This is a genomic window from Sporosarcina sp. FSL K6-3508, assembly GCF_038615825.1.
GTDB classification, from domain to species: Bacteria; Bacillota; Bacilli; order Bacillales_A; family Planococcaceae; genus Sporosarcina; species Sporosarcina newyorkensis.
In genome coordinates, this window is record NZ_CP152016.1 from 3,514,584 (window position 1) to 3,539,044 (window position 24,461).

General features: G+C 42.5%; 28 protein-coding genes. 11 read left to right on the forward strand and 17 right to left on the reverse strand.

Going from position 1 to position 24,461, the window contains the following annotated elements; genetic code table 11:
• Positions 1-6: 6 nt before the first annotated feature.
• Complete coding sequence (locus MKX97_RS17500) at positions 7-459, reverse strand: helix-turn-helix domain-containing protein (RefSeq protein ID WP_078818711.1); 453 nt, start codon at positions 457-459, stop codon at positions 7-9.
• Positions 460-631: 172 nt separating this feature from the next.
• On the opposite strand from MKX97_RS17500, the gene MKX97_RS17505 reads away from it, so the two are divergent.
• Positions 632-1,954 carry a sodium-dependent transporter gene (locus MKX97_RS17505; RefSeq protein WP_009499225.1) on the forward strand — a complete coding sequence of 441 codons (1,323 nt, stop codon included), beginning with the start codon at positions 632-634 and terminating at the stop codon, positions 1,952-1,954.
• A gap of 41 nt (positions 1,955-1,995) precedes the next feature.
• Here MKX97_RS17505 and MKX97_RS17510 read toward each other — a convergent pair whose 3' ends face one another.
• The 5 genes from MKX97_RS17510 to selD form a co-directional block, all read right to left on the reverse strand.
• Positions 1,996-2,475, reverse strand: coding sequence for a GAF domain-containing protein (locus MKX97_RS17510; protein WP_078818712.1), 480 nt, complete (start codon positions 2,473-2,475; stop codon positions 1,996-1,998).
• A 92-nt stretch (positions 2,476-2,567) separates the two neighbouring features.
• Positions 2,568-2,822, reverse strand: a complete 255-nt coding sequence (locus MKX97_RS17515; protein WP_040759981.1) for a PepSY domain-containing protein — start codon at positions 2,820-2,822, stop codon at positions 2,568-2,570.
• Between the two features lie 120 nt (positions 2,823-2,942).
• Entirely contained in the window at positions 2,943-4,238 is a 1,296-nt protein-coding gene (locus MKX97_RS17520) for an MFS transporter (protein ID WP_340760727.1), read from the reverse strand.
• Positions 4,239-4,488: 250 nt separating this feature from the next.
• Positions 4,489-5,523 carry a tRNA 2-selenouridine(34) synthase MnmH gene (gene mnmH / locus MKX97_RS17525; RefSeq protein ID WP_340760728.1) on the reverse strand — a complete coding sequence of 345 codons (1,035 nt, stop codon included), beginning with the start codon at positions 5,521-5,523 and terminating at the stop codon, positions 4,489-4,491.
• A gap of 21 nt (positions 5,524-5,544) precedes the next feature.
• The gene (gene selD / locus MKX97_RS17530; protein ID WP_340760729.1) at positions 5,545-6,591 is read right to left on the reverse strand and encodes a selenide, water dikinase SelD; all 1,047 of its coding nucleotides are present in this window, start codon (positions 6,589-6,591) and stop codon (positions 5,545-5,547) included.
• 174 nt (positions 6,592-6,765) lie between these two features.
• Here selD and MKX97_RS17535 point away from each other — a divergent pair, with 174 nt between their 5' ends.
• A complete protein-coding gene (locus MKX97_RS17535) occupies positions 6,766-7,635 on the forward strand; it encodes an arginine deiminase family protein (protein ID WP_009499231.1) in 870 nt (289 codons plus the stop codon).
• Positions 7,636-7,685: 50 nt separating this feature from the next.
• On the opposite strand, the gene MKX97_RS17540 is transcribed toward MKX97_RS17535, so the two are convergent.
• From MKX97_RS17540 to MKX97_RS17555, 4 genes are read right to left on the reverse strand one after another with little or no spacing between them, the layout of a single operon-like run.
• Complete coding sequence (locus MKX97_RS17540; RefSeq protein WP_340760732.1) at positions 7,686-8,396, reverse strand: hypothetical protein; 711 nt, start codon at positions 8,394-8,396, stop codon at positions 7,686-7,688.
• On the reverse strand, positions 8,393-9,142 hold the full coding sequence (locus tag MKX97_RS17545; protein WP_342536592.1) for a hypothetical protein: 750 nt from the start codon (positions 9,140-9,142) through the stop codon (positions 8,393-8,395). The genes MKX97_RS17540 and MKX97_RS17545 overlap by 4 nt, the downstream gene beginning before the upstream one ends.
• Positions 9,111-10,022 (reverse strand): ABC transporter ATP-binding protein, encoded by a 912-nt coding sequence (locus MKX97_RS17550; RefSeq protein WP_009499236.1) that lies wholly within the window; start codon positions 10,020-10,022, stop codon positions 9,111-9,113. The genes MKX97_RS17545 and MKX97_RS17550 overlap by 32 nt, the downstream gene beginning before the upstream one ends.
• The gene (locus MKX97_RS17555) at positions 10,019-10,381 is read right to left on the reverse strand and encodes a GntR family transcriptional regulator (RefSeq protein ID WP_340760956.1); all 363 of its coding nucleotides are present in this window, start codon (positions 10,379-10,381) and stop codon (positions 10,019-10,021) included. The genes MKX97_RS17550 and MKX97_RS17555 overlap by 4 nt, the downstream gene beginning before the upstream one ends.
• A 225-nt stretch (positions 10,382-10,606) precedes the next feature.
• Here MKX97_RS17555 and MKX97_RS17560 point away from each other — a divergent pair, with 225 nt between their 5' ends.
• Entirely contained in the window at positions 10,607-10,939 is a 333-nt protein-coding gene (locus MKX97_RS17560; protein WP_340760738.1) for a DUF5658 family protein, read from the forward strand.
• A gap of 64 nt (positions 10,940-11,003) precedes the next feature.
• Here the strand turns inward: MKX97_RS17560 and MKX97_RS17565 are convergent, their stop codons facing one another.
• From MKX97_RS17565 to MKX97_RS17575, 3 genes are all read right to left on the reverse strand, one after another.
• Positions 11,004-11,360 carry a hypothetical protein gene (locus MKX97_RS17565; protein ID WP_342536593.1) on the reverse strand — a complete coding sequence of 119 codons (357 nt, stop codon included), beginning with the start codon at positions 11,358-11,360 and terminating at the stop codon, positions 11,004-11,006.
• A gap of 188 nt (positions 11,361-11,548) precedes the next feature.
• On the reverse strand, positions 11,549-11,908 hold the full coding sequence (locus MKX97_RS17570; protein WP_340760743.1) for an alpha-hydroxy-acid oxidizing protein: 360 nt from the start codon (positions 11,906-11,908) through the stop codon (positions 11,549-11,551).
• Positions 11,893-12,672: an alpha-hydroxy-acid oxidizing protein gene (locus MKX97_RS17575; RefSeq protein ID WP_342536594.1), complete on the reverse strand. Its 780-nt coding sequence runs from the start codon at positions 12,670-12,672 to the stop codon at positions 11,893-11,895. The genes MKX97_RS17570 and MKX97_RS17575 overlap by 16 nt, the downstream gene beginning before the upstream one ends.
• Positions 12,673-12,840: 168 nt before the next feature.
• Here MKX97_RS17575 and MKX97_RS17580 point away from each other — a divergent pair, with 168 nt between their 5' ends.
• The 4 genes from MKX97_RS17580 (at position 12,841) to MKX97_RS17595 (ending at position 15,326) form a co-directional block, all read left to right on the forward strand.
• On the forward strand, positions 12,841-13,173 hold the full coding sequence (locus MKX97_RS17580) for a hypothetical protein (protein WP_040759988.1): 333 nt from the start codon (positions 12,841-12,843) through the stop codon (positions 13,171-13,173).
• 70 nt (positions 13,174-13,243) lie between these two features.
• The gene (locus MKX97_RS17585) at positions 13,244-13,705 is read left to right on the forward strand and encodes a spore coat protein (protein WP_040759989.1); all 462 of its coding nucleotides are present in this window, start codon (positions 13,244-13,246) and stop codon (positions 13,703-13,705) included.
• 137 nt (positions 13,706-13,842) lie between these two features.
• Positions 13,843-14,508: an MOSC domain-containing protein gene (locus MKX97_RS17590; RefSeq protein WP_040759990.1), complete on the forward strand. Its 666-nt coding sequence runs from the start codon at positions 13,843-13,845 to the stop codon at positions 14,506-14,508.
• 20 nt (positions 14,509-14,528) lie between these two features.
• Positions 14,529-15,326, forward strand: coding sequence for an alpha/beta hydrolase (locus MKX97_RS17595; RefSeq protein WP_342536595.1), 798 nt, complete (start codon positions 14,529-14,531; stop codon positions 15,324-15,326).
• Here the strand turns inward: MKX97_RS17595 and MKX97_RS17600 are convergent.
• Positions 15,286-16,332: an NAD(P)/FAD-dependent oxidoreductase gene (locus MKX97_RS17600; protein ID WP_342536596.1), complete on the reverse strand. Its 1,047-nt coding sequence runs from the start codon at positions 16,330-16,332 to the stop codon at positions 15,286-15,288. The genes MKX97_RS17595 and MKX97_RS17600 overlap by 41 nt on opposite strands.
• Positions 16,333-16,453: 121 nt before the next feature.
• Here MKX97_RS17600 and MKX97_RS17605 point away from each other — a divergent pair, with 121 nt between their 5' ends.
• The 4 genes from MKX97_RS17605 (at position 16,454) to MKX97_RS17620 (ending at position 20,269) form a co-directional block, all read left to right on the forward strand.
• Positions 16,454-17,254, forward strand: coding sequence for an ABC transporter ATP-binding protein (locus MKX97_RS17605; RefSeq protein ID WP_342536597.1), 801 nt, complete (start codon positions 16,454-16,456; stop codon positions 17,252-17,254).
• Complete coding sequence (locus tag MKX97_RS17610; protein WP_078818718.1) at positions 17,251-18,183, forward strand: iron-hydroxamate ABC transporter substrate-binding protein; 933 nt, start codon at positions 17,251-17,253, stop codon at positions 18,181-18,183. The genes MKX97_RS17605 and MKX97_RS17610 overlap by 4 nt, the downstream gene beginning before the upstream one ends.
• 74 nt (positions 18,184-18,257) lie before the next feature.
• A complete protein-coding gene (locus MKX97_RS17615) occupies positions 18,258-19,265 on the forward strand; it encodes an iron ABC transporter permease (RefSeq protein ID WP_342537531.1) in 1,008 nt (335 codons plus the stop codon).
• Complete coding sequence (locus tag MKX97_RS17620) at positions 19,262-20,269, forward strand: iron ABC transporter permease (RefSeq protein WP_342536598.1); 1,008 nt, start codon at positions 19,262-19,264, stop codon at positions 20,267-20,269. Before MKX97_RS17615 ends, MKX97_RS17620 begins: the two co-directional genes overlap by 4 nt.
• Before the next feature lie 194 nt (positions 20,270-20,463).
• Here MKX97_RS17620 and MKX97_RS17625 read toward each other — a convergent pair whose 3' ends face one another.
• From MKX97_RS17625 to MKX97_RS17635, 3 genes are all read right to left on the reverse strand, one after another.
• Positions 20,464-22,020 carry an ABC-F family ATP-binding cassette domain-containing protein gene (locus tag MKX97_RS17625; protein WP_078818720.1) on the reverse strand — a complete coding sequence of 519 codons (1,557 nt, stop codon included), beginning with the start codon at positions 22,018-22,020 and terminating at the stop codon, positions 20,464-20,466.
• A gap of 168 nt (positions 22,021-22,188) precedes the next feature.
• Positions 22,189-22,653: a RidA family protein gene (locus MKX97_RS17630; RefSeq protein ID WP_040759991.1), complete on the reverse strand. Its 465-nt coding sequence runs from the start codon at positions 22,651-22,653 to the stop codon at positions 22,189-22,191.
• A 107-nt stretch (positions 22,654-22,760) separates the two neighbouring features.
• Entirely contained in the window at positions 22,761-24,242 is a 1,482-nt protein-coding gene (locus MKX97_RS17635; protein ID WP_040759993.1) for a BCCT family transporter, read from the reverse strand.
• Between the last annotated feature and the right edge of the window lie 219 nt (positions 24,243-24,461).

The window sequence follows — 24,461 nt, forward strand, 5'->3', positions numbered from 1 at the left end:
TCCTTTCTACTTTTTATTCAATTCGCTCAAGCGATGTCTCGCTTCCTCTTCATCAAATGAACTATACCACCGAAAATGTTCGTCATCTAAAATACGAAAATGCTGGCTGATCAAGTTTTGCTGCAAACGAAATCGTCCATTCGTTTCAAGCTCTCGCCACCACACTTTACCGCCCATCGACTGATCAATCGGTCGATCAATCCCGTCATGTGCAATCGTTTCAAGCACTTCTAAAGGATCGCCGCCTACTGTCGCTTGCAAGACATCACTTTCACGAAATAGCGCGCATATTGCAATAACGGCAGTCCAGCTCGCAGCGGCCCTGCCCTTTTCGATCTGGATCAATGTCTTTTTGGAGAGACCAAGCACGTTCGCCATCTTCTGTTGAGAGTATTCTCTTTCCAAGCGTACAACCCGTAGCTTAAGAGATATCAAATCTGTCAATTCTTGTTGGTTCATACATTCACCTCAGGGTTACATTTTATATCTACAGGTGTAATATTACACCTACAGATAAAGTAATGCAAGAAGTTTTCAAAACTCTCTGTAAATCCATTCACTATCGCTTTTTTCTCAAAATTATGATAGGATTTAGTGAATTTGTCATTATGTACAGGAAACGAGGACTTATATGAAACAGCGTGAACAATGGACTTCTAAGATTGGATTTATTTTAGCAGCTGCAGGCAGTGCTATCGGATTAGGAGCCATCTGGAAATTCCCCTATATGGCAGGAACAAATGGAGGCAGCGTATTTGTCCTATTATTTATCATTTGTACGTTGCTGATTGGTTTGCCTATTTTATTGGCGGAGTTTGTAATTGGGAGAAGGGGACAGGCAGACGCTGTCACATCTCTGAAGAAGTTATCGACCGGACGCAACTGGGCTTGGGTTGGCTGGATGGGTCTCGCTTCATCTTTTATTATTTTGTCCTTTTACAGCGTTGTCGGAGGTTGGATTTTATCCTATTTGGCGAGAGCTTTTACTTTTAACTTGGGAGAGCTAGATTACGGTGAATTATTCGACTCTATTATTGCAAATCCAGTGGAAGTACTCCTTGCACAAGCACTGTTCATGGGACTGACCATTTGGATCGTGCAAAGTGGGATTCGTGGCGGAATTGAACGTGCCAGCCGCTGGATCATGCCTTTATTATTTCTATCTTTCATCGTCTTAGCAATTCGATCATTGACTCTCGAAGGAGCAATGGAAGGTGTTCGTTTTTTATTCGTCCCCGATTGGAGTTATTTTAACGGAACTACTTTTCTTGTCGCTTTGGGACAAGCATTCTTTTCGTTAAGTGTCGGTGTCACTGCGATGATGACGTATGCTTCCTATCTTTCAAAAGAAGAGAAGCTCGGTCAGTCTGCATTTAATGTATCAATATTGAATATCGGAATTTCCATTCTTGCAGGTCTTGTGATTTTTCCAGCGGTATTCGCGCTCGGTCACTCACCTGCGGCAGGGCCTGGGTTGATCTTCGTGATCTTGCCTGCCATTTTCAATGAAATTCCATTTGGCGCCGTATTTTTAATCATATTCTTCCTATTGATGTTGTTCGCGACGATTACTTCTTCAATTGCGATGCTTGAAATTGTCGTTTCAACCGGAATCCGTAATAAACATGACCGGAGAAGGCGTGCTTCATGGGTATTCGGCGGGCTGATCTTCTTGGTCGGTATTCCAAGCGCGTTATCCTTCGGCTTATTGTCGGACGTAAACGTGTTTGGCAATACGATATTTGATTTCGCTGACTTGCTGACGAGCCGAATTGCCATGCCGATTGGAGCATTGGCAGTTTCACTTTTTGCCGGTTTTATCCTGACGAAAGAAGATACTGCAGAGGAGCTACGTATGAACTCTGCTCTTCACTCCCTCTGGAAAGTCATCGTTCGTTACTTTGCGCCATTGGCAATCGTAGTGATTTTCTTTTCTTGGATATTCGGAATGTAAAAAGCACGCCGGAGTGAACTTCATCACTCCAGCGTGCTTTTTTAGATATGCTTCATCAGAACAGCTGCCAATTGCATAAGTCCTGTTAGATCCTCTTCAGTAAAACGATTTAATTCAGGGCTGTCGATATCCAGTACCCCAAATACTTCTCCATTTTTAATAAGCGGCACGACAATTTCCGAACGAGAAGCTGCATCACATGCGATATGTCCAGGAAAGGCATTGACGTCAGGGACGACTAGCCCTTCTTTCGACTGTGCCACCGTTCCACAAACCCCTCTGCCTAGCGGAATGCGGATGCAAGCCGGCAATCCTTGAAATGGTCCAAGCACTAATTCCTCGCCATCCATCAAATAGAATCCAACCCAATTGATGCGGTCAAAGAACTGATTAAGTAAAGCTGAGGCATTGCTTAAATTAGCGTAGACATTCGGTTCACCAGACACTAAGGCATCTAGTTGCGCTGAAAGTTGCTTATACTTTTCCTTTGAATTGTTTGAATAATCAATAGTTGTATACATTGCTTTTCCCTGCTTTCTGATTAAGGTCTTTTCTTAATCATACACAGAATAACATCTAGGGAAAAGTATTCAAACTCCACCTACATTGCAAGTCAATCCAATTTAACCCTCAAAACCTCACCCGTTACAGCATCTACCTTTACTTCATACTTATGTCCCTGTTCATTTCGAATGTCAATTTCATAAATCAGGATTCCATCATCATATTCCAACTCTGCTTTCACCACTTGCCCCGGTACTTGTCGCAATGCAATTTCATTCGCCTGTTCCATCGAAATTCTTCGATACTGTGGATGTTGCCAGTGATTTACCCAATTAGGGTTTTGCCCTTCTCGTTGTTGATTCAATACAAGATCCCTCCATTTCTTCACTCGCTATCAATCTATGCGAAGAAATGAAATAATGTGCCTAATCATCCAGTGTCGTTTAATGAGGAATTATGCAATATTTCCCCGGAAATAATTAGTTCAAATAGAATCAACAAGGGGTTTCTTCTCTTTATAGCGCATCCAGATAATCAGCGGGATTAGTAGTAACGAGATATACACTCCCAGAAAACTCAGCAGGGCAAAACTAGAGAATGCCACGATTAACCCCGATGCCAAACCTCCTGCGGTTCCAGCCAACGCAACAAATACATCAATACTACCCTGAGTCTTCGCACGCGTCAGCACATCAGTCGAGTCAATGACGATGGCTGTTCCACTAATCAATCCGAAATTCCAGCCTGCACCTAAGAGAATCAATGAAATAGACATCCAGAAAACCGATCCTCCCGCCACATAAGCAGCGAGAATACCCGATAATGCCAAAGTCAAACCTGACGCGATTACCATAGCAGGACGACCAATACGATCTACCAATACACCTGTAAAGATTGATGGCAAATACATACCGGCAATATGTAGCCCTATTACCAAGCCGATACCCGACAATTCAGCCCCATGATGCTGCATATGTACAGGTGTCATGGTCATGATAGCGACCATCACTCCATGGGATAATACAAGAACAATTGCACCTACCCATACTCCCATCCGACTCGTCGTTTGGCGGTGAATAAGTTGCCCATCCTCAATGCTCTTTCTGTCTTTTTCTGCAGCCAGCTCTATTTCACGCGCCACCAGCAGCGGATCCGGCCATAAAAAGACCAGGAAGGTGAGACCTGCTAAAATATAGGCAATACCAGCCAATAAAAAGACCCCAGTCAGTGTAGGGATCCCAATAAAATCAGCTACATGGCCCATTGGCAGTACGAGATTAGGTCCAGCGACAGCTCCTACAGTAGTAGAAACTAACGCTAGGCTGACTGCTGTAGCCCGCTGCTTTTCATTGGCTAAATCAGTGCCTGCATAACGAGCTTGCAAGTTCGAAGACGTGCCTGCTCCGTAAATAAGTAGGAACAGAAATAAGATTGTTAAACTGCCCATCATCGCAGCCATTATGACTCCGATCGCACCAATCCCACCAGTTATAAAGCCAGCTCCTAAACCAAGTCTTCGGCCATATCGTTGCGAGAGTCTTCCAACAAGGTATGCAGAAATAGCAGAACCGAATGTAGAAAGCGCAATTGGCATCCCTGCCAAGTTCTCATTGCCAGTCATCTCCTGAATCAATAGTGCGCCAACTGTAATCCCTGCCGCCAGTCCAGCTCCACTAAATATTTGAGAAATTATTACGACAATCAAAGAGCGCTTGTACAATTTCTGCTGAGCTTCCTTGGAATGTGTATAGTATGAAAAGTCTTTTTGCTTGCTTGCCATTTTCCCCCTCCACTATCTCTAGGAACGTCACCTAGTCATCTATAGCTGCTCATTTAGGTCCTTGGTTTTTAGACTTCATTCATCTTATCATATCCCCGCCAACGTATAGCGGAAAATTCTATACATTGCAAAAAGAAAAGAGCAGTCCTTATTTTCAAGGATTGCTCTTTAACTTTGAAGGAACTCACCAAGCACGCCCACTACAACTTCAAAAGGCAGTCCAAAACAAATTGTCCCTTAATTTAGCCTCTTACTTCGCCAGTTCTTTATACCTTTTCAAACATTCTTCATACGCTTCCTGCACAGTATCGACCTGAATCACATGTTCACCCGACTTCGCAAAACGTGCAACGGAATGTTCATATTGTGGATCGTAGTAATAAGTCAACAACTGTTCAACTGCTTCAGCAAATCGGCCGTTTTCTAAATCATTTTGGATTTGCATAGCAATCGGCTGATGAATTCGCTTTCGAATCAGCTCGAACGCTTCTAAAAACTTGGAAGGATTTTTATCCGGCTCATACTCCGAAAGGATTTCTTCTACACGTACAGCTGTCGGCAGCTGGATGATCCATTGCGAACTCTGTTCTTTTTTCTCATATAACTCTGGCGGCATATGTACCTGGCCGATCCGTTTACTTTCCCCTTCGATAAATACATATGGCTGATCCGCATACTCCACTAACTTCTCGGCCAATAGCATTTCAAATCGCTTTTGATTATTCGGCTTTACACCAATTTGCCCAAAAATCGAGCCACGGTGTCCTGCCATCCCTTCCAAATCAATCACCGGGTAGCCATCTTCCCTTAGTTTATGCAGAATCTTCGTCTTACCGCTTCCTGTATAGCCGTTTAACACAAGCAACTGAGGAGTAAATGGCTCCCCGAGACGTTTTATTACCCATTGTCGGTAGGTATGAATCCCACCGATTATACGATTTGCGCGTATACCCATCAATTCAAGTACCGTTACTGCCGTTTTGCTTCGCATGCCGCCACGCCAACAAAAGACAGTGATTGGTGATTCAATTTGCTGAAATGCTTTGATAAATGATGGAAGTTTCCGAGAGAAAATCATTAATCCTCGATCCATTGCCGCTTGCTTGCCAACCTGCTTATACAATGTACCTACTTCGGCACGTTCTTCATCTGTAAAAATAGGAATGTTTAAGCTGCCTGGAATAGTGGCTTCTTCAAACTCTTTTGGCGAGCGGACATCGACTAATATATGTGCTTTTGTTCTCTGTAAATCCAATGCATCTGTCAATGTAATATCCCGTACCATGTCCTTCACCATCTCCTTGAATTACTGCACGATAATTCGGCCGTCTTGCTCACCGGTCACTTCTCCAATCAAATGCGCATCCACGCCCTCTTCGCGTAATTGTTTTAGAAGGTGATCAGCTTCCTCGCCTGCAACTGAAACTAGCAAGCCGCCTGAAGTTACTGCATCACATAAAATCCATCTGTCTACTTGATCCATCGACTCTGGATAGTCGACAACGCCTTCCAAGTGAGCAAAGTTATTTTTCGTTCCGCCCGGCACAGAACCCGCTTCCGCCAATTCTCTTGTGCGGGGTAAGACAGGCACTTTTTCACTATTGATACGCAAGCATACGCTGCTGCCTTTCGCCATTTCGGACGCATGTCCAAGCAATCCAAAACCCGTCACGTCGGTAGATGCATGTACACTGTAGCCATCCATCACTTCAGCAGCTGTTTTATTGAGCGTTGTCATGACGTTCGTGACCTGGGTGATTTCTTCTTCCGTCAATAATTCATTCTTCAATGAAGTTGTCATGATGCCCACGCCAATTGGTTTCGTCAAAATTAAACGGTCCCCGGGTTTAGCCCCTGCATTCGTCCGGATCTTATCAGGATGAACCGTACCTGTCACCTGCATGCCGAATTTAGGTTCTTGATCGTCAATGGAATGTCCGCCAACCAACACGGCGCCCGCTTCCTTCAGTTTATCGCCTGCTCCCCGTAGAATCTCCGTCAATATACTGCGTTCCAATGTATGGATCGGAAATGCCACGATGTTCAATGCTGTGATCGGTTTGCCGCCCATTGCGTAGACGTCACTGATCGCATTTGCTGCCGCCACTTGTCCAAAATCATACGGATCATTGACGATTGGTGTGAAGAAGTCCAATGTTTGAACGATAGCTGTTGTGTCATTCAATTTATAAACTCCCGCATCATCACTTGTGTCAAGCCCTACAAGTAAATTGGGATCCGTTAAACCAGGAGGCAGTGTATGTAATACTTCAGCAAGGTCAGCTGGACCAATTTTACAGCCACAACCCCCTTTGGAAGATAAAGCAGTCAGTTTTACAGTAGAATTTCGCATAGTCGAAATCAACCTTTCATTTGTAGTACCTTAATTTTACCATAAACTTCAATGGTCATACTGAATTAGGACTTGTGATGCTCCCCCTCCGCCAATCATTTGAACAACCTATTCCATTCGTCAGAAAATGTTTACCCAATCAAAATTGAGGGAATAGAAAGGAAGTTTCACAAAATGGGAGGTACACAAACATTGGTAGCTCATGCACAAAAAACATCCACTATAAAATGTATAACAGAATACGATACATTGCGCCGGGTGATCCTATGCCCGCCGAAATTTATGGCGATTGAAGAAGCCATCAACGAAGTACAAAAACAGTATGAAGATGAAAATATCGATAAGCAGCGTGCAATGAAACAACACGCCCAATTTGAAGAATTACTGAAAGAGCATGATGTAGAAGTCATCACACTACCTGCTTCTTCTGAATTTCCTGAGCAAGTTTTCACGCGGGATATTGGATTTACGATTGGAGATGAAGTGTTCATCGCCGACTTGGCAGCGGATATCCGAAAAGGGGAAGAGGCGCCGCTCAAAGAATGGTTGTCAGAGGAAGATGTCCCCTATCAATCTGCAACGGAGCGGATGGAAGGCGGCGATATTATCGTTGATCGAGGCACCGTCTATGTCGGAATCAGCAGCCGTACGTCAAAAGAAGCCATTAACCAGCTTGAAAAGAAGTTGCCCGATTACAAAATTAAACGCGTACCTTTTGACGGGCGCTATTTGCATCTTGACTGTGTATTCAATATTCTCTCACCTGAGAAGGCGCTTATTTTTCCATCTGCATTCGACCGGGAAACACTCAAGGAGCTCGCCGCTTCATACCAATTGATTGAAGTATCGGCAGACGAGCAGTTTTCACTCGGCACAAATGTACTCTCAATCGGTAAAGGGCACGTCTTTAGCCTGCCACAAAATCATCAGGTCAACATGGCATTACGCGCAAATGGATTCCATGTCATAGAGGTCGATTTCTCCGAGATTATCAAATCCGGCGGCTCTTTCAGATGTTGTTCAATGCCGATCGAACGTGGGTAAAATAAAACCTGTCCATGGCTGTATGAGCTACGGACAGGTTTTATTTGTTGTCAAAGGAATTCTATATAATCGCCGTATTCGTCACCCGTTTCCTGAATATCCAACTCAACCGACTCGGGTATGACTAAGTGAATGGTTATCACGCCTGAAACCATACCTGAACTATAGCCGTGATTTTGTACCCCGGTGAATTGATTCAACATATTCGAGTCGTGATAAAACGTATACTGAATTTTATTTATCGGTTGTTTTGGCACAGACATAGAATGACTGTCCCAAATTGGCAATTCGATTTGCAGTTGATCTGATAAATCATAATATATCCCACCTGATTCATCAAACCCTGTCAGTAATTCAGGCTTATAGACTGTTTCTTCAATTGTATTGCTTTCTTCCGGCGTTCGCTCAATTAGAATATATGCGTGTCTATAGAATTTGGGTATCGAGAACTCTCCTTCCACTTCATGCGTTCTTTGAGCCGCAATCAGGCGTTCCGGGATAGGTGCCCCCTGATCGATCGCGTATCTCAAGTCGAACCCAGCCTCGCTCGATGTTACTGTCGGCGGTGGCTCCATTTGATGATTCTGTACCATTATTTCTGCCACTATCAACACGATAACCAGCAACGCAACATACCCTATGATCAGCTTGTGATGAAACTTCTTTTTCACTCGCACATTACCCATACTTTTCACTACCATCATAATCGTCAGTACACCTATTATCAAAAGGATGGGCATCACGATTGCAAACATCATCATGGATTTCTCACCTCCAACCGATTCGTCACCCAAAAACTTACACCGAATAATAGCGCTATGGCAATCAAAACTTTCAATATGAATAGTAGAATAGAAGTCTCTCCATAAAAGAAATTTAATAAACCGTTGCTGTCACTGCCGAATGATACTTGCGTAAAGGCAATCCAGATCATAGCAAACAGCGCAATGAATAGCTTGCTGAACTGAATGAATGTGCCAAGTGTATAGCCTACAAGCATGAGCAGCAATGTATAGGCCGTCATCGCAATAATTTGCGAAAAGAAGTTTAAAGGAGTCGAAAATAAGCCACTCGTTTCAATGATGGCATTGTCATTGAAAATCGCAACAATTTTCATAACCGATCCTAGCAAAACTGTCGTCACACCGCCAATTAGCGCTGCCATACAGAAGAAATAGAAGTTGGCCAGCTGAAAGGTCAAACGATTCGTCACAAAGGCAAAGGATTCATTTCGCTGGGCAGCGGAAGTTAGCAAAAAGCCTACGATAAATGCCCAAAACAACGTCAACCCTACCTGACCATCATTAGATACATTCGCATAGTTAAACGATAGTAGTGTGTCCCCGTCCTCGTACGAAGAGGTAGAAGTAGATGCACCGCTTAAGAACACTGTAGAAATGATCTGCAACACGATCAACATCGTGAAAATCGGTCCATTGGCGTTAAATTTGAATAAAAACTGGCGCTTCGCCAGCTCATGCACGCTCCATTGCGTTGAAAACATCATCCACCCCTCCTCTCGTCTGACCTGTCATCGCTAAATATGCATTACTCGCCGACACTGCTGAAATACGGATGCCTGCTTGCTTCAATTCTTTTAGTTCCGCTTCTGTGTGTTCACTATCAACAATCCATTCAGAAATTGGACCAGCTGAAGAACGGTGAATGACTGCATATTTATTGGCATACTTCTCCAATACCTCTAGTTTCCCTTGCAGTAATAAGAACTTTTCTTGCAACTCAGTGATGGGACCATGAAACCCGATACCTTTCCCATCGATCAGTAAAATATCTTCCAAAATGTCTTCCATCTCTTCCACATGGTGGCTTGATAATAAAATTGTCCTCGGATGTGCAATATAATCTTTCAACAATGCCCGATAGAAATCTCGGCGCGCAGCCGAATCCATTCCTGTAATTGGCTCATCGAACATCGTCAACGGACAACGTGCTGCAATCCCGACAACTGCATTAAATGTACTGCGCTTCCCTTTAGATAGCACCCGATGATTCAAAATTAGCGGTAAGGAAAAGTACTCCAATAATCGTTTAGCTAGTTCTCCATCCCAATTCGCATAAAAACGTTCGCACTCTACTAAAATATCACCCAACGTCAAAGAGTCTGGAAATCCCATCAGATCATCAATAAAAATCATATTTGCAGAGACGGAGAGACTGTTAAAAGGACGCTCACCAAACACCCTCAACTCGCCACTAGACTCTTTCATAAAGCCTGCAATCATCTTCAGCAGCGTCGTCTTCCCCGCACCGTTTCGTCCTACCACGCCAGTAATGACGCTTTCCCGAATGTCCAGATTGACTTTATCCAATATGGTGAGGGATCGATATTTTTTCGTCACGTCTCGTAGTGTAACAGTTTGCATCATAGTCTCTCCTTTCGCTCTGCCCGAATTAATTGGAAAAGCTGCTCTTCTTCTATGCCTAATAATTTTGCTTCGTCGAGCAGCTCATGTACTAGACGGCGTAATGTCCGATCTTTTCTTTTCGCCAACAACTTCTTTCGTGCATCTGCCGACACAAATGTACCAAGGCCGCGCTTTTTATAAATGAGTTCCGCATCCAGCAAAATCGTCAGCCCCTTCCCGGCAGTCGCGGGATTAATATTAAAAAGCTCCGCCAACTGGTATTGTGAATATACTTTGTCATCTGTTTTCAGTGTTTCGTCAATAATCTCTCTCTCCAGCCATTCTGCTATCTGTACATAAATTGGTTTTTCCCCATCCATCTCCAGCAAGAGCTTCACCACCTTCTGGTTACCCAGTACATTACTGTTGTAATGTACTATACATTTTTTATTTAAGAAAAGCAAATAAACACAAAAAAGATGCAGGATAACTACCAGGCATCTTTTCAATCCATCCTATTTATTTAACGGCATCAATTCGTGTGAATAAATCGCCCGCTTTTGACACATCCTACTTATTTACAATGTATGTTAGGAGCGAATTAAATGAATACCGTAAAAGACTTGCCCATCCAACAGAACCGGTTACTGAATGCCGGCTTTCTATTAGTTTGTTTATGTTTATTAGATGCTGTATTCACCGACTATGGCATTCGTTCCGGTCATATCCAAGAAGCAAATGTACTCGTTGCGTTGCTGTATGAGCAAAGCATCCCAATGTTCTACATTGTCAAATTAGGGCTGCCTTTACTACTTTTATATATAATCACGATCAGTAAGTCAGGCATAGTATTGCGTATTTCTTTGACGACCGCCTTGTTCCTGTATATAGCCGTTATGTGTATCCATATTTTTTGGCTGGTCGTAATCGCAATTTAAAATTCTATAAAAAAGGGCTATCTTTTGTGATACCCTTTTTCCTTTATACAGCATTACGAGTCATTTACATGCCCGAAATGGCTAAAACAAGCAGCAGGACTAATAAACTGTTTAACGTAACGGTCGCTGTAGCTAATGCGAAGATTTTGTTATTCCTTACTTCAAAAAATGTGGCTATAATTCCCATCCCACATACGATGCTCCCATAGAGGAAAAACAATCGATCAACTATATCAGGAACCACCGTAAATAACATGATGATAAAGAGCAGCACATTGAGTAAAAGCAGGCTAAGACTGAGAACTGAAAATATGTATGGTCTTGGTCCTGCACCATGATTCTTATGTAGGTGTACTGCAAGTAAGAGCACAGCTACCATAAGCATACTCATGAATAAAAATAATAGTCCTGTAAACCCCAAACCCTCTCACCTTCCTTTCATTGGTATATATTTCAGCATACTGATTGGATGAATTATCTAATCAGTATAGGGTGGATACTGGCTAGCATCCACCCTATTTGTCGTAAGTATCCAGAAAAACCTTCAAAAGCCTTATGTTTTTGAAGGTTTTTTATCTTAATATGTCCACATCCAACTCTCTGACTGAATTAGATCTTGCAAGTCCTAGAGTGATATCTAGGGTCGGCAACTATATTTTGAAGTACTTCTTTCGCGCCTTGCTGTCCCGCAACAGCGAGTCCATACATATGCGGCCTCCCGACCAAAACTGCCTTCGCCCCGAGTGCTATCGCTTTGATCACATCTGATCCTCGACGAATTCCACTATCCATCAGTACAGGGATTCGGTCTTGAACAACTTCACAAATTGCAGGCAACGCTTCCAATGCTCCGATTGCTCCATCTACTTGTCTGTCGCCATGGTTGGAAACTATGATGCCATCTACTCCAAACTCCATTGCTTGCTGTGCATCCGCAGGGTGAAGAATGCCTTTCAAAATAATTGGCAAACTCGTATGTTCCTTTTTAAGAAATTAATATCCTTCCATGTTAAGCTCGTGTTTCCAAAAATCTTTGTCCAATGTAGGATGACGGCTTGCGGAACTTCAATTGGAAATTTTTCCAGTTTTGCACAAAATACTGGATCTGAGAAATAGTTTCCCACTCCTTCCCCCGCCAAAAACGGCAAATATATATTTTTCAAATCATACTCTCGACATGCCATCATCGGCGTATCGAGTGTCACGACGATCGCCGAATAGCCTGAGGCTTCTGCACGCTTAAAAAAACTGGCCGCTATGTCTGGATCTCTGCTCCAATATAATTGAAACCATTTAGGGGCATCACCCATCACTTCAGCAATCTTCTCCATAGAGACAGAAGCTGCTGAACTTGCGATATATGGGATACCTAACTCTGCACATGCTTTTGCGGAGGCATTTTCACCGTCTGGATGAATAATTGATTGGACACCAATTGGGGCATGAAATACAGGATAAGGATATGTCTTACCAAATAGTTCAATAGATAAATCACGATCATCCACATTGTTCAACATTCGAGGCACGAGTTGCCAATGTGTAAATGCTTTCAAATTGGATTGCATTGTCTGTTCTCCGCCAGCGCCACCAGCAATATAATAAAAAGGACCATCTTGCAACTTTTCTCTTGCGAGTTTCTCCCATTCCTCATATGTGACTGGCAATCTGTTTGGATCAGGATTTTGCATTGTCATGTAAATCTGATATTGAATTTGATTTCCAATATTACGCATGCTCACTCCTCTTATTTATTCAGAATATTCCAACAATATTTTACTAGTATAGCAGATATTCATTTTAAAAAGAAACCCTTTCATTCTAATACAGTTGCCAGCAGACGCCCTGCCGTTTCCTCCAAAGTAGAGTATACATATTAGTAAATGCAATAGGAGGTGAATGAATTGGAGAAGAAGAATAATCGCGACCAACTCTATGGGCTGTCAAATCAGTTAATGGAACTTTTTGTTTCAGACTTATTTACCAAGAATAAAGTTAGTACAGAGGAAACAAAGCAACGCCTTACAGAGGTCCAAAAAGAAAAACTTAAGCAAACTGTAGAGCAATTAAAGACACAGGTAGAGGAATTTTTAGAAGAAAAAAATTCACAAAAAATAATTACCGAAACAGAAAATGCAACGGACTTGAAATCAAATCCACTCAGAGAAGCTCTTTTGAAAAAAACAACAAAGAAAGAGAGTGAAAATGAAAATAATGAGGATGGTCAGGGACAATAAAAATAGACGTTTCGTTCAGCTTAAGAGATTTCCAACGCATGTAATAGAGAGAGAGAGGAGGGATGAACCCATGAGCCACCACTACGAACACGAAGAAGAAAGATGGTCTGCATTAGACACGTCTTCAAAACACCCTTGCGCCCCTTGTTCCAATGACTCAAACAATACAGGAGCCGACGCAGATGTAATTTCTGACATTGACCAGTTTTCCAACGAGGTCATCGTCATTCGAGATTCTTGCGATGTCATGGTTAGTACGACGGACACACAGGTCGCAGTATCCTTACAAGCTGCACTACAAGTAGCCATTGCATTTGTTGTAAATATCTCAATTGCAGACGGTACACGTGCAGAGAAAGTGACAGCAGAATTATTGGAGAGAGCTCAGATTCGACAGACGAACCGCCAAAAACTCATCATTGAAAATAGCCGTAATATTGAAGTCACAACAGTAGACACTGACGTAGCGATTTCTTTGCAGCTATTGCTACAAATTCTCTTAGCGTTAATCGTACAACTGGATATTCTATAAGACTGGTGGGCTATCTAACCGATAGCCCATTTTTTATTATTGAAATTTAATATCATAATTAAATATCTGAATAATATAAATGCCCTACTATTTGTATGGTAGGATATAAGTTATACATAAGAGAAAAGAGTGATATCATGATTGAACCGAGTACACGGAAACTGATTACTTTATCCATCGGCCTCCCGAAAAAATTACAGACTTCTAAAGGACAAGATTACATCAGTGCAATTTGCAAACAGCCTTCTAGAGAGGCATTTCTTTCTATAGATGGTTTTCGGGGGGATGGCATTGCAGATACCAAACATCACGGAGGACCGGATCGTGCAGTTTGTATCTATCCTGCTGAGCATTATCCGCATTGGGAAAATGAATACAACTGTACTCTACCCTCTTCTACTTTTGGGGAAAATTTGACTATCTCAGGCATGCTCGAAAATGAAGTGTATATTGGAGATACTTTTCGGGTAGGAGAAGCCGTGCTACAAGTAACACAAGGCCGGGTTCCTTGCAGTACGATCAATAAACGAACCGGCTTGCCTACTCTCATGAAGAAGATCGTGGACACTGGATTCACAGGTTATTTATGTCGGGTGCTGGGGGAAGGAATGGTGCGCGATGACTCATCCATTACTTTATTGGAACGCGACCCGAATGGTGTCTCTATACTCTATGCGAATGAAATTTATTTTCATCGACCGAATGATCTGGATGGAATGAAACGGATAGTAGCAGTGGATGCCTTGGCGGATGTTTGGAAAGAAAAGCTTGTGAAACGGATAGAGAAACTTCAAACTACGTAAATTGAAAGGGTGACGGCAAAATGGCTCTTCACTATAAAGAGGCTGGTGATTCAAATGGTGAACTTCTACTGTTTATCCACGGAGGCGGCGTGGACGGTTGGATGTGGGATCAACAAATTCCGAAATTCAGTAACTACCATATTCTCGTTCCCACGCTTCAAGGACATGGTGAAAGAAGCGATAAAACCTCTTTCTCCATACATCAAAATGCTGTAGAACTGTTGGAACTGCTTGAAGAAAAGCAAGGCAGCAAACGTATACACATTGTCGGATTTTCCATTGGTGCGCAAATTGGACTGGAAATGATTCGTCTTGCACCGAACTTTATTCACTCCGCAATGATCAATAGCGCGTTGCTTACGCCAATGAAATTTGCCGTCCCTTTCGTCAAGCCAATGATTAAGCTCACTTATCCACTCATCCAAAACCGTCAATTTGCCAGGCAACAAGCGAAACAACTCTATTTGGATCGGGAGTTTTTTGAACGCTATTACACTACAAGCTTGCAGATGAGTTCTGGCACGTTGATTGAAATGATACAAGAAAACCTGTCGTTTTCGCTTTCCGAAGATTTGGAAAGCAGCACAACACGCATTTTGGCAACAGCTGGAACTAAGGAGTCGCGAAGTGTGATAAAATCCGTTTCACGGCTCGCTCAGTTCAACAACTGCCAGTCGCTTCTCATTTCAGATGTCGGACATGGGTTTCCAATTGCACAACCTGAAGCCTTCAATCGTCTTTTGACGCATTGGCTTACTACCCGCTCGCTGAGCCGCGTCAGATCAGTTGCTTCACCAACTCACGGTTCCGCTCCTTAAATAACTCATTATGAGAAGAAACCATACCGTGTTCAGTCGCTTCTGGATCTATATATATCTTTGCACAGTTCACTGCATTTGCAGCATCTTGGAATGCTCCGGCAATTAAATGCAACTTCCCATCGTGACTCAGCACATCGCCTGCTGCAAAGACTCCGTCTACAGACGTGGCACTCATGCAAGTTCCAGCGACTTGCTTATGTTCCGTCAATTGAATCCCGAGTTGCTGGTCACCAATCAATGAGGTATCTCGCTCATATCCATGATTGATGATTACTTCATCTACAGGTACTGTAATAATGGTTTGGTCTTCATTGTGCTGCAGCTCCACTGACTCAATCGAGCTATGATCATCAGATGCAATAAAACGCGAGATATTTGTATTGAAATAGCAAGTCACTCCTCCCTCTAACAATTGCCGCACTTGCGCTTCATGCCCATTCAAATTGTCCTTTCGATAGGTCAAGAATACGTTCTTCGCAATCGGTTGCAATTCGTTCGCCCAGTCAATAGCCGCATTGCCGCCGCCTGAGATGAGAACGTCTTTTCCTTTGAAACGCCCCAGAGACTTTACTGTGTAATTCAAGTTCGTCACTTCATACCGTTCTGCACCTTCAACCTCAATCTTTTGAGGATTTAAAATCCCTGTTCCCGTAGCTAAGATCACTGTTTTACTATAATGAATTGTCCCAGAAGCAGTTCGTAAAACAAAATGACCTTCCACTGACTTTTCAATTTGCACAATCTTTTCATTCAGCACAACTTCAGGATTAAATGTCAGGCCTTGAGTTACCAATTTCTCAATTACATGGGCTCCCGGCGCTGGTGTGATTCCCCCTATATCCCAAATCATTTTTTCTGGATAGACATGAATTTTTCCGCCGAGCTGTGGCTGATACTCAATAATTTTTGTCTTCATTTCACGTAGACCACTATAGAAAGCCGCATATAACCCAGCAGGTCCCCCACCAATGATTGTTACATCCAATATATCTTTTCTTTCCACGATATCTACTCCCTTAAAAAAATTATTGACAAAGACAGCGTTTCAACTTATAGTTTTTATTGTACTGAAAATGAGAATCATTATCAACCAATTTCATGTAAGAAAGGTGAGAATATTATAAATGGTTCGTTTATATACAGAGGATTTGCAAATTTCATACGACGATCGTCTGATCGTTAAAGGAATATCCGTGCAAATACCAGATCAAAAAGTGACGGCCATTATCGGTGCCAACGGATGTGGAAAATCTACCTTTCTGAAAGCTGTTACCCGATTGATCCCCCATCAAGCAGGAAAAGTTGTGTTGGATGGTGGAAATATCGCCAAACAAAATACGAAAAAGTTAGCACAGAAAATGGCGATCCTCCCTCAAACACAGGAAGCCGCCAGCGGTTTAACGGTCGGTGAATTGGTTTCATATGGAAGATTCCCTTATCAAAATGCGATGGGCCGACTCACAACGCATGATACAGAAGTGATTGATTGGGCTTTAGAAGTGACCAATACAAGTGAATACAAATATCGTCAAGTGGATGCCTTATCAGGTGGTCAGCGTCAACGTGTTTGGATAGCAATGGCTCTTGCCCAGGAGACAGACATCATTTTCCTCGACGAACCGACAACCTATTTGGATATGGCGCATCAGCTTGAAGTGCTAGAACTGCTTCAGAAGTTAAACATTGAACAGCAGCGCACAATTGTGATGGTGCTTCACGACTTGAATCAAGCCGCACGCTTTGCTGATTTCATTGTCGCAATGAAAGATGGAGAGATTATTCGTGCCGGGATATGCGAGGAAGTCATCCAGCCAGATATATTGCGCCAAGTGTTTCGAATTGATGCCGAAATCGGCATAGATCCAAGGACTGGAAAACCGCTGTGCATTACATACGATCTACATAAAGGAGATAATAGAAAATGAAGAAATTTATATTACCCGCCATTTTGCTTCTCGCACTTGCGTTAGGGGCTTGTGGAAACAAACAGGATGAATCATCGAATAAAAACACAGTGAAAGAAGACGAAGGAAAAAGCGATACGATCACATATGAATCTGAAGATGGTCCAGTGGAAGTTCCGGCAGATCCACAAAAAGTCGTGGTGCTGGCCAGCTTTGCGGGTAATGTTATGGCACTTGATGTGAATTTGATCGGCGTCGATTCATGGTCAAAGTCGAATCCCCGTTTTGATTCCGCGTTACGTGACGTAGAAGAAGTATCCGAAGAAAACATCGAGAAAATCATTGAGCTTGAACCCGATTTAATTATTGGATTTTCTACCACTAAAAATATTGATAAATTGAAGGAAATTGCTCCTACTGTGACCTATACATACGGCAAAGTAGATTATCTGACACAACATATTGAAATTGGAAAACTTCTCAACAAAGAGGAAGAAGCGACAAAGTGGGTGGAAGACTTTAAACAGCGTGCACAAGATACAGGTAAAAAGATTAAAGAAAAAATCGGTGAAGATTCTACCGTTTCTGTTATCGAAAACTTTGACAAACAATTATATGTTTATGGCGACAGTTGGGGGCGCGGTACAGAAATCCTTTATCAAGAAATGAAACTTGCTATGCCCGAGAAAGTAAAAGAAATGGCAATGGAACCAGGCTATTACGCACTTTCCACTGAAGTGTTGCCTGAATTTGCAGGAGACTACATGATCTTAAGTTCCTTTGATGCAGCGGATAATTCCTTCATGGAAACAGATACCTATAAAAATATCCCGGCAGTGAAGAACAATCAAGTGTTTGAAGCCAATGGAGAGGAATTTTATTTCAACGATCCGCTGACATTGGAATATCAACTAGAATTCTTTACAAAGCATTTTTTGGGCACTAACTAATAATCGAACAGTGAGCCCCTCTACCACAGAAGCGGGCTCCTTTTTTAATGAACGGAAAGGCAGGAACGGTCCAAATGAAAGAACAGAAAAGAAAAACTACTCCTTTTAGTATCAAGTTGCTGGCGAGTATACTGCTTTTACTGATTGTATTTCTGCTGGCTATGAAGCTTGGAGCCGCCCACACTTCCTGGAGGGATGTCTGGCTGTCATTCACAGGCAGCAAACAACAAAGCGCTCTGATCCTAAAGGAAATCCGTATGCCTCGCGAAATCGGTGCACTGGCTGTCGGCGCCGCGTTAGCGGTCTCAGGGGCCATCATGCAAGGCATGACAAGAAATCCGCTGGCAGATCCTGGACTACTCGGACTGACTGCCGGGGCCAATGCCGCTCTGGCTATTACTCTTGCATTGGTGCCTGCCGTTAATTATTTTGGAATTATGATTGCTTGCTTCATAGGATCTGCTGTCGGCGCTCTTCTCGTTTTCGGTATCGCCTCTGCCAAACGTGGAGGATTCGCGCCTATTCGATTGGTTCTGGCCGGAGCTGCAGTGTCCACCTTCTTATTTGCAATTGCAGAAGGGGTTGGTCTGTATTTTAAGATTTCCAAAGATGTTTCCATGTGGACTGCAGGCGGATTGATCGGCACTGCATGGGGACAGCTGCAGGTGATCGTGCCTGTCATTCTCGCTGGGATTTTCATCGCAATTTTGCTGTCCCGCCAGCTGACTTTATTGAGCTTAAATGAAGAGGTTGCAATTGGACTTGGACAAAATACCTTCAAAGTGAAAGTCATTCTATTCCTAATCATTATTCTATTGGCCGGAGCCGCAGTGGCATTAGTCGGCAATCTGGCGTTTGTAGGACTCATGATTCCGCATATTGTACGTGCAATCGTCGGAACGGATTATCGATTCATCATCCCTGTATCCGTAGTAATAGGCGGAAGCTTTATGTTGCTCGCTGATATACTCGGCAGAACCTTGCAGGCACCTTTTGAAACACCTGTAGCCGCTTTGATTGCTATAATTGGTCTACCGTTCTTTTTAGTGATTGTCCGTAAAGGAGGCTGTGCATTCTCATGATTCTTCCCGCTACAAGAAAAAAGCAGCGTCTCTTAGCCGGCTGCTTAACTGTTTTAATATTGCTGCTGACCACAGTTGCGATGGGACTTGGCTATGCATCTATCGAATGGAATCGAATAATCCCTACTTTACTTGGTCAAGGAACATTCAAAGAAGAATTCGTACTGTTTTCGATCCGTCTTCCGCGAATCATCATCACCCTTCTAGCCGGTGCCGCACTCGCCCTGTCCGGTGCTATTTTACAAGGAATTACACGAAATGATTTAGCCGATCCTGGAATTATCGGAATTAATTCAGGCGCTGGCGTGGCGATTGCAATATTCTTCCTATTTTTTCCGATCGAAGCAGGATCATTCTCATTTTTCTTACCGCTGGTAGGATTTGCAGGTGCTATTGTGACGTCTGTTCTCATTTATCTATTTGCATACAGCCGTAAATCCGGACTGCAGCCTATGCGGCTTGTACTTGTCGGAATTGGGTTTTCCATGGCACTTTCTGGAATCATGGTTGTGATCACCTCCTCTGCTAAACGGGAAAAGGTTGATTTCATTTCCAGGTGGATTGCAGGTAATATTTGGGGCACTGATTGGCCGTATATTTGGGCTCTTCTGCCTTGGCTGCTGATATTGATACCTTTCGCTCTCTATAAAGCATATCGATTGGATTTATTAGGTCTGAATGAATCTATATCTACAGGGGTTGGTGTTTCAGTTGAACGAGAACGGTTGATTTTGTTACTTACAGCAGTTGCATTAGCTGCTTCTGCTGTATCTGTTACAGGCGGAATTGCATTTATTGGTTTAATGGCGCCACATATTGCAAAGTCCTTAGTTGGCCCGCGCCATCGATTGAATTTACCTATTGCCATTCTGATCGGTAGCTTTCTATTGTTGCTAGCGGATACGTTGGGACGGAATATTTTAGAACCAGATGGAATTCCCGCAGGCATCATCGTCTCATTGATAGGAGCCCCGTACTTTTGTTACTTGCTATTGAAAAAATGAATTAAAAAACGCCAGAACGACACATCCTTTAAAGGATATATCATTCTGGCTTTTAAATCCTCATCTGTCTCATTCTTATCTAACTAAATAACTCTTGTTTAAAATTGAGTAAGTAAATAGTAAGTAAAAAACCCAACCAAGTAAACGGCTGGATTTTTTAACGTTTCACGTGGAACATTGTAGGATTTTGTCAATTAAAAAAATTTTGTCGTCCATGTTTCGCCATTCCACACGGTTGAAACAACATCTTCATAAAAATCGGGTTCATGTGAGATGAGTAAGATACTGCCCTTATATTCTTTCAATGCACGCTTCAACTCTTCTTTTGCATCAGCATCCAAGTGATTGGTCGGCTCATCCAGTACCAATAAATTTGTCTCCTGATTTACCAGCTTACATAGTCGTACTTTCGCACGTTCCCCTCCACTTAACACTTTCACTTTGCTCTCGATATGCTTCGTCGTCAATCCGACACGTGCTAAAGCAGCACGTACTTCATATTGTGCAAAGTGCGGAAACTCACTCCAAATTTCTTCCAGACATGTATTATCTGTCTCAGCTTTCATTTCCTGTTCAAAATAACCAATGGATAAATGTTCTCCCTGCTCTACTTTTCCTTGCAAAGCCGGAATTTCACCGAGAATACTTTTCAAAAGTGTTGTTTTCCCAATACCGTTCGCTCCTGCCAATGCAATTTTTTGTCCTCGTTCCATCGTCAGGTCGAGTGGTTTTGAAAGGGGCTCGTCATAACCAATTACGAGTCCAGTCGTTTCGAATAAATACTTACCTGGCGTCCGTGCCGTTTTGAAATCAAAATGCGGCTTCGGCTTTTCAGAGTCCAGTTCAATTACATCCATTTTATCCAGCTTCTTCTGACGGGACATCGCCATTCGGCTTGTCGCAGCATTTGCTTTATTACGTGCAACGAAATCTTTCAAATTGGCGATTTCTTTCTGTTGCTTCTTATACGCAGCTTCCACTTGCTGTTGTTTCATCTCATGCACGCGCAAAAACTCGTTATAATCGCCTGGGTAGCGATTAATTTTCTGATTTTCCATATGATAAATTAAATTGATGACATTGTTCAAAAATGGAATATCGTGCGAAATCAAAATAAATGCACCAGGGTATTCCTGTAAGTAGGTACGTAGCCACTCGATATGTTCTACGTCCAAGTAGTTCGTTGGCTCATCCAACAGCAAAATATCCGGCTTCTCAAGCAAAAGCTTCGCTAGCAATACTTTGGTCCGTTGTCCACCACTTAAGTCGTGTACGTCCCGATCCAGACCGAATTCATTCAAACCAAGACCGTTCGCCACTTCTTCCACTTTCGCATCGATCATATAAAATCCACTTTGCTCCAATGTGTCCTGAATCTGTCCCGTCTCTTCCAAAAGGCTTTCCAATTCATCCGGCTCTACTTCACCCATCTTAGCAAACAGTTCATTCATTTCAGTTTCCATGTCGTATAAATACTGAAATGCCGTACGCAATACATCGCGAATCGACATTCCTTGTTTCAAAACGGCATGTTGATCCAAATATCCAATCCGTACACGTTTCGACCAATTCACTGTCCCTGCATCTGGCTCCAGCTTGTGCGTGATGATATTCATGAACGTAGATTTCCCTTCTCCGTTCGCACCTATCAATCCGATATGTTCCCCTGCCAACAAACGAAACGACACGTCATCGAAAATCGCCCGATCTCCAAATCCATGACTAATATTTTTCACTGTTAATAAACTCATGATGTACACCTATTCCTTTTTATTCATTGATATTCTAAAAAACAATTACTGTACAACAAGAACACTTGGACAGTAATGCGTTAATCATAGCTGTTTCTATTATTTTACCATCCCCGACTTCCAATTGCTTTAAAAACAAAAAACCAGCCTCATTATAGGCTGGCTCGATTATTCTTCTTCCACTTCCACAATAAGCTCAATTTCGACAGGAATATCAAACGGAAGCGTATTGACGCCGATCGCTGAGCGAGCATGCTCTCCTTTGTCGCCAAACACTTCGACAATAACATCTGATGCTCCGTTGATCACTTCCGGCTGCCGAATAAAATCATCAGTCGAATTAACAAAGCCTAAGATCTTCACAAAGCTTTTGATTTTATCCAATGAACCAAGCTCGGCCCGCAGATTGCTCATTAACTGAAGAGCCGTTTCTCGGGCTGCCTGATAGCCTTGCTCCATTGAAACATCATCGCCCAGTTTTCCTGTAATCATTGCTTTTCCTTCACGCATATAACCGGCACCTGATGTGTAAAGTGCACTTCCCAGACGGGCAGTCATCTGATAGTTCGCCATAGGCCGTGAAGCTGGTGGTAATTCAATTCCTAGTTCTTTGAGTTTTCCTTCGATGTTCATCTCTTGTCCCCCGATCCTAAAAATATTGAATTGATCGTATCATGTAGCCTAGGAACCGTCAAAATCAATTCAAAAAGGAACATGTGACCATCCACATGTTCCTTCCATTATTTCATTTTGTACAATTCCTGATTCAAGGATTTGAATAAGGAGTAAATCATCAGCACGACGATGAACGAGAACGGCAAGGCCGCTATAATGATTGTATTTTGCAAAGCAGCGAGACCACCTACTGAAAGTAAGATCAATGCAATTGCAGATTGAATGATTCCCCAAATGACCTTCACAGAATTCGGCGGCGTCAATGAGCCATACGTTGACTGCATTCCGAGCACATATGTAGCAGAATCTGCTGATGTGATGAAGAAAGATGTCACAAGAAGAATGGCGAATAACGAGATCAAGAACGACAATGGTAGCTCGTTAAACATTTCAAACACAACTATCTCAATATCTAAAGATGCCAAGTCCACTGCGCCTGAATTCTGTATATCTACAGCTGTCGAACCGAACGCAGCAAACCAGATAAAACCGAAGAATGATGGAACGAGTAGCACACCCGCCATAAACTCACGGATTGTGCGTCCTTTTGAGACACGCGCAATGAACATACTGACGAATGGAGACCAAGAAATCCACCAAGCCCAGTAGAAAATTGTCCAACCGTCAAGCCACCCTCGATTTTCTCCATTTAACGGAGCTGTTCCCATACTCATTTCGATGAGATGAGTAAAATAGCCCCCAACTGAATCTGTGAACATATTCAAGATCAACAATGTCGGTCCTAAGATTAAAATAAACCCTAAAAGCGCGACAGCTAATATCAAATTCGTGTTGGATAGATATCGTATTCCTTTATTTAACCCTGACCACGCGGAGCCGATAAACAAAAACGTCACGACAGTTACAATGATAAATTGAGACTGTATACCGATCGAGAATCCGAATAAATAATTCAAACCTGCATTAATTTGAACTGCGCCAAAGCCGAGGGAGGTTGCTACGCCAAAAGCTGTTGCAAAAACAGCAAGAACATCAATTACTGTCCCCCAAGGACCTTTCATCTTCGCTCCAAAAATCGGCTTCAGTGTTGCTGAAATTAAACCAGGTTCACCTTTTCGAAACTGAGAATATGCTAAAGCCAATGCTACCATTCCATACAATGCCCAGATGTGAAGACCATAATGTAAAAATGTTTTTCGCATCGATTCTTTAAATGCGGCAGCTGTGAAAGGATCTTCAGTAGCCGGAACAGCGTAGTGGGATATAGGTTCTGCAGCACCGTAGAAAACCAAACCAATTCCCATGCCTGCAGAGAAAAGCATTGCAATCCATGTAATTGTAGAGAATTGCGGTCGATCCGAATCTTTTCCTAAACGAATCTTTCCATAAGGGCTGAATATCATAAAAATACTGAGTAACAAGAGTGCAGTCATGAGCAACATGTAATACCAACCAAACGATGATGCTACAAATGCTTTGCCGGAGTTTGTGATCTGCTCAAAATGTTCTGGATCAATTACACCATAGCCAACAGCCAAGATGATCAATCCTATTGTAATGTAAAAGACATTTGAAATTTTCTTCATGGTTCCCCCAATTAACATAGTTTGCATAGCAGTTGTACACTATACTCTCAATTAATTAAGAAATCAAATGAATATGTGGAAGTTTTTTATTTTATTAGTACGTGAGGAGCCCTAAACCCTTGCATGGCGGTCTATATTGTGTTTTTCTGAAATTTAAAATGAAAACTTCTTACACAGTAGTTTAAAAGGAATTTCCCGGTTATTCCCCAAATATTGACC

Bases quoted from the DNA above. Each gene is read 5' to 3' on its own strand.
- MKX97_RS17625 (WP_078818720.1), bottom strand. From the start codon at position 22,020: ATGAGTTTATTAACAGTGAAAAATATTAGTCATGGATTTGGAGATCGG.
- MKX97_RS17535 (WP_009499231.1), top strand. From the start codon at position 6,766: ATGGGAGGTACACAAACATTGGTAGCTCATGCACAAAAAACATCCACT.
- MKX97_RS17610 (WP_078818718.1), top strand. From the start codon at position 17,251: ATGAAGAAATTTATATTACCCGCCATTTTGCTTCTCGCACTTGCGTTA.
- MKX97_RS17545 (WP_342536592.1), bottom strand. From the start codon at position 9,142: ATGATGTTTTCAACGCAATGGAGCGTGCATGAGCTGGCGAAGCGCCAG.
- MKX97_RS17505 (WP_009499225.1), top strand. From the start codon at position 632: ATGAAACAGCGTGAACAATGGACTTCTAAGATTGGATTTATTTTAGCA.
- MKX97_RS17510 (WP_078818712.1), bottom strand. From the start codon at position 2,475: ATGTATACAACTATTGATTATTCAAACAATTCAAAGGAAAAGTATAAG.
- mnmH (WP_340760728.1), bottom strand. From the start codon at position 5,523: ATGGTACGGGATATTACATTGACAGATGCATTGGATTTACAGAGAACA.
- MKX97_RS17575 (WP_342536594.1), bottom strand. From the start codon at position 12,672: ATGCGTAATATTGGAAATCAAATTCAATATCAGATTTACATGACAATG.
- MKX97_RS17630 (WP_040759991.1), bottom strand. From the start codon at position 22,653: ATGAACATCGAAGGAAAACTCAAAGAACTAGGAATTGAATTACCACCA.
- MKX97_RS17555 (WP_340760956.1), bottom strand. From the start codon at position 10,381: ATGGATGGGGAAAAACCAATTTATGTACAGATAGCAGAATGGCTGGAG.
- MKX97_RS17620 (WP_342536598.1), top strand. From the start codon at position 19,262: ATGATTCTTCCCGCTACAAGAAAAAAGCAGCGTCTCTTAGCCGGCTGC.
- MKX97_RS17540 (WP_340760732.1), bottom strand. From the start codon at position 8,396: ATGATGATGTTTGCAATCGTGATGCCCATCCTTTTGATAATAGGTGTA.
- selD (WP_340760729.1), bottom strand. From the start codon at position 6,591: ATGCGAAATTCTACTGTAAAACTGACTGCTTTATCTTCCAAAGGGGGT.
- MKX97_RS17615 (WP_342537531.1), top strand. From the start codon at position 18,258: ATGAAAGAACAGAAAAGAAAAACTACTCCTTTTAGTATCAAGTTGCTG.
- MKX97_RS17500 (WP_078818711.1), bottom strand. From the start codon at position 459: ATGAACCAACAAGAATTGACAGATTTGATATCTCTTAAGCTACGGGTT.
- MKX97_RS17605 (WP_342536597.1), top strand. From the start codon at position 16,454: ATGGTTCGTTTATATACAGAGGATTTGCAAATTTCATACGACGATCGT.
- MKX97_RS17595 (WP_342536595.1), top strand. From the start codon at position 14,529: ATGGCTCTTCACTATAAAGAGGCTGGTGATTCAAATGGTGAACTTCTA.
- MKX97_RS17635 (WP_040759993.1), bottom strand. From the start codon at position 24,242: ATGAAGAAAATTTCAAATGTCTTTTACATTACAATAGGATTGATCATC.
- MKX97_RS17590 (WP_040759990.1), top strand. From the start codon at position 13,843: ATGATTGAACCGAGTACACGGAAACTGATTACTTTATCCATCGGCCTC.
- MKX97_RS17550 (WP_009499236.1), bottom strand. From the start codon at position 10,022: ATGATGCAAACTGTTACACTACGAGACGTGACGAAAAAATATCGATCC.
- MKX97_RS17585 (WP_040759989.1), top strand. From the start codon at position 13,244: ATGAGCCACCACTACGAACACGAAGAAGAAAGATGGTCTGCATTAGAC.
- MKX97_RS17520 (WP_340760727.1), bottom strand. From the start codon at position 4,238: ATGGCAAGCAAGCAAAAAGACTTTTCATACTATACACATTCCAAGGAA.
- MKX97_RS17560 (WP_340760738.1), top strand. From the start codon at position 10,607: ATGAATACCGTAAAAGACTTGCCCATCCAACAGAACCGGTTACTGAAT.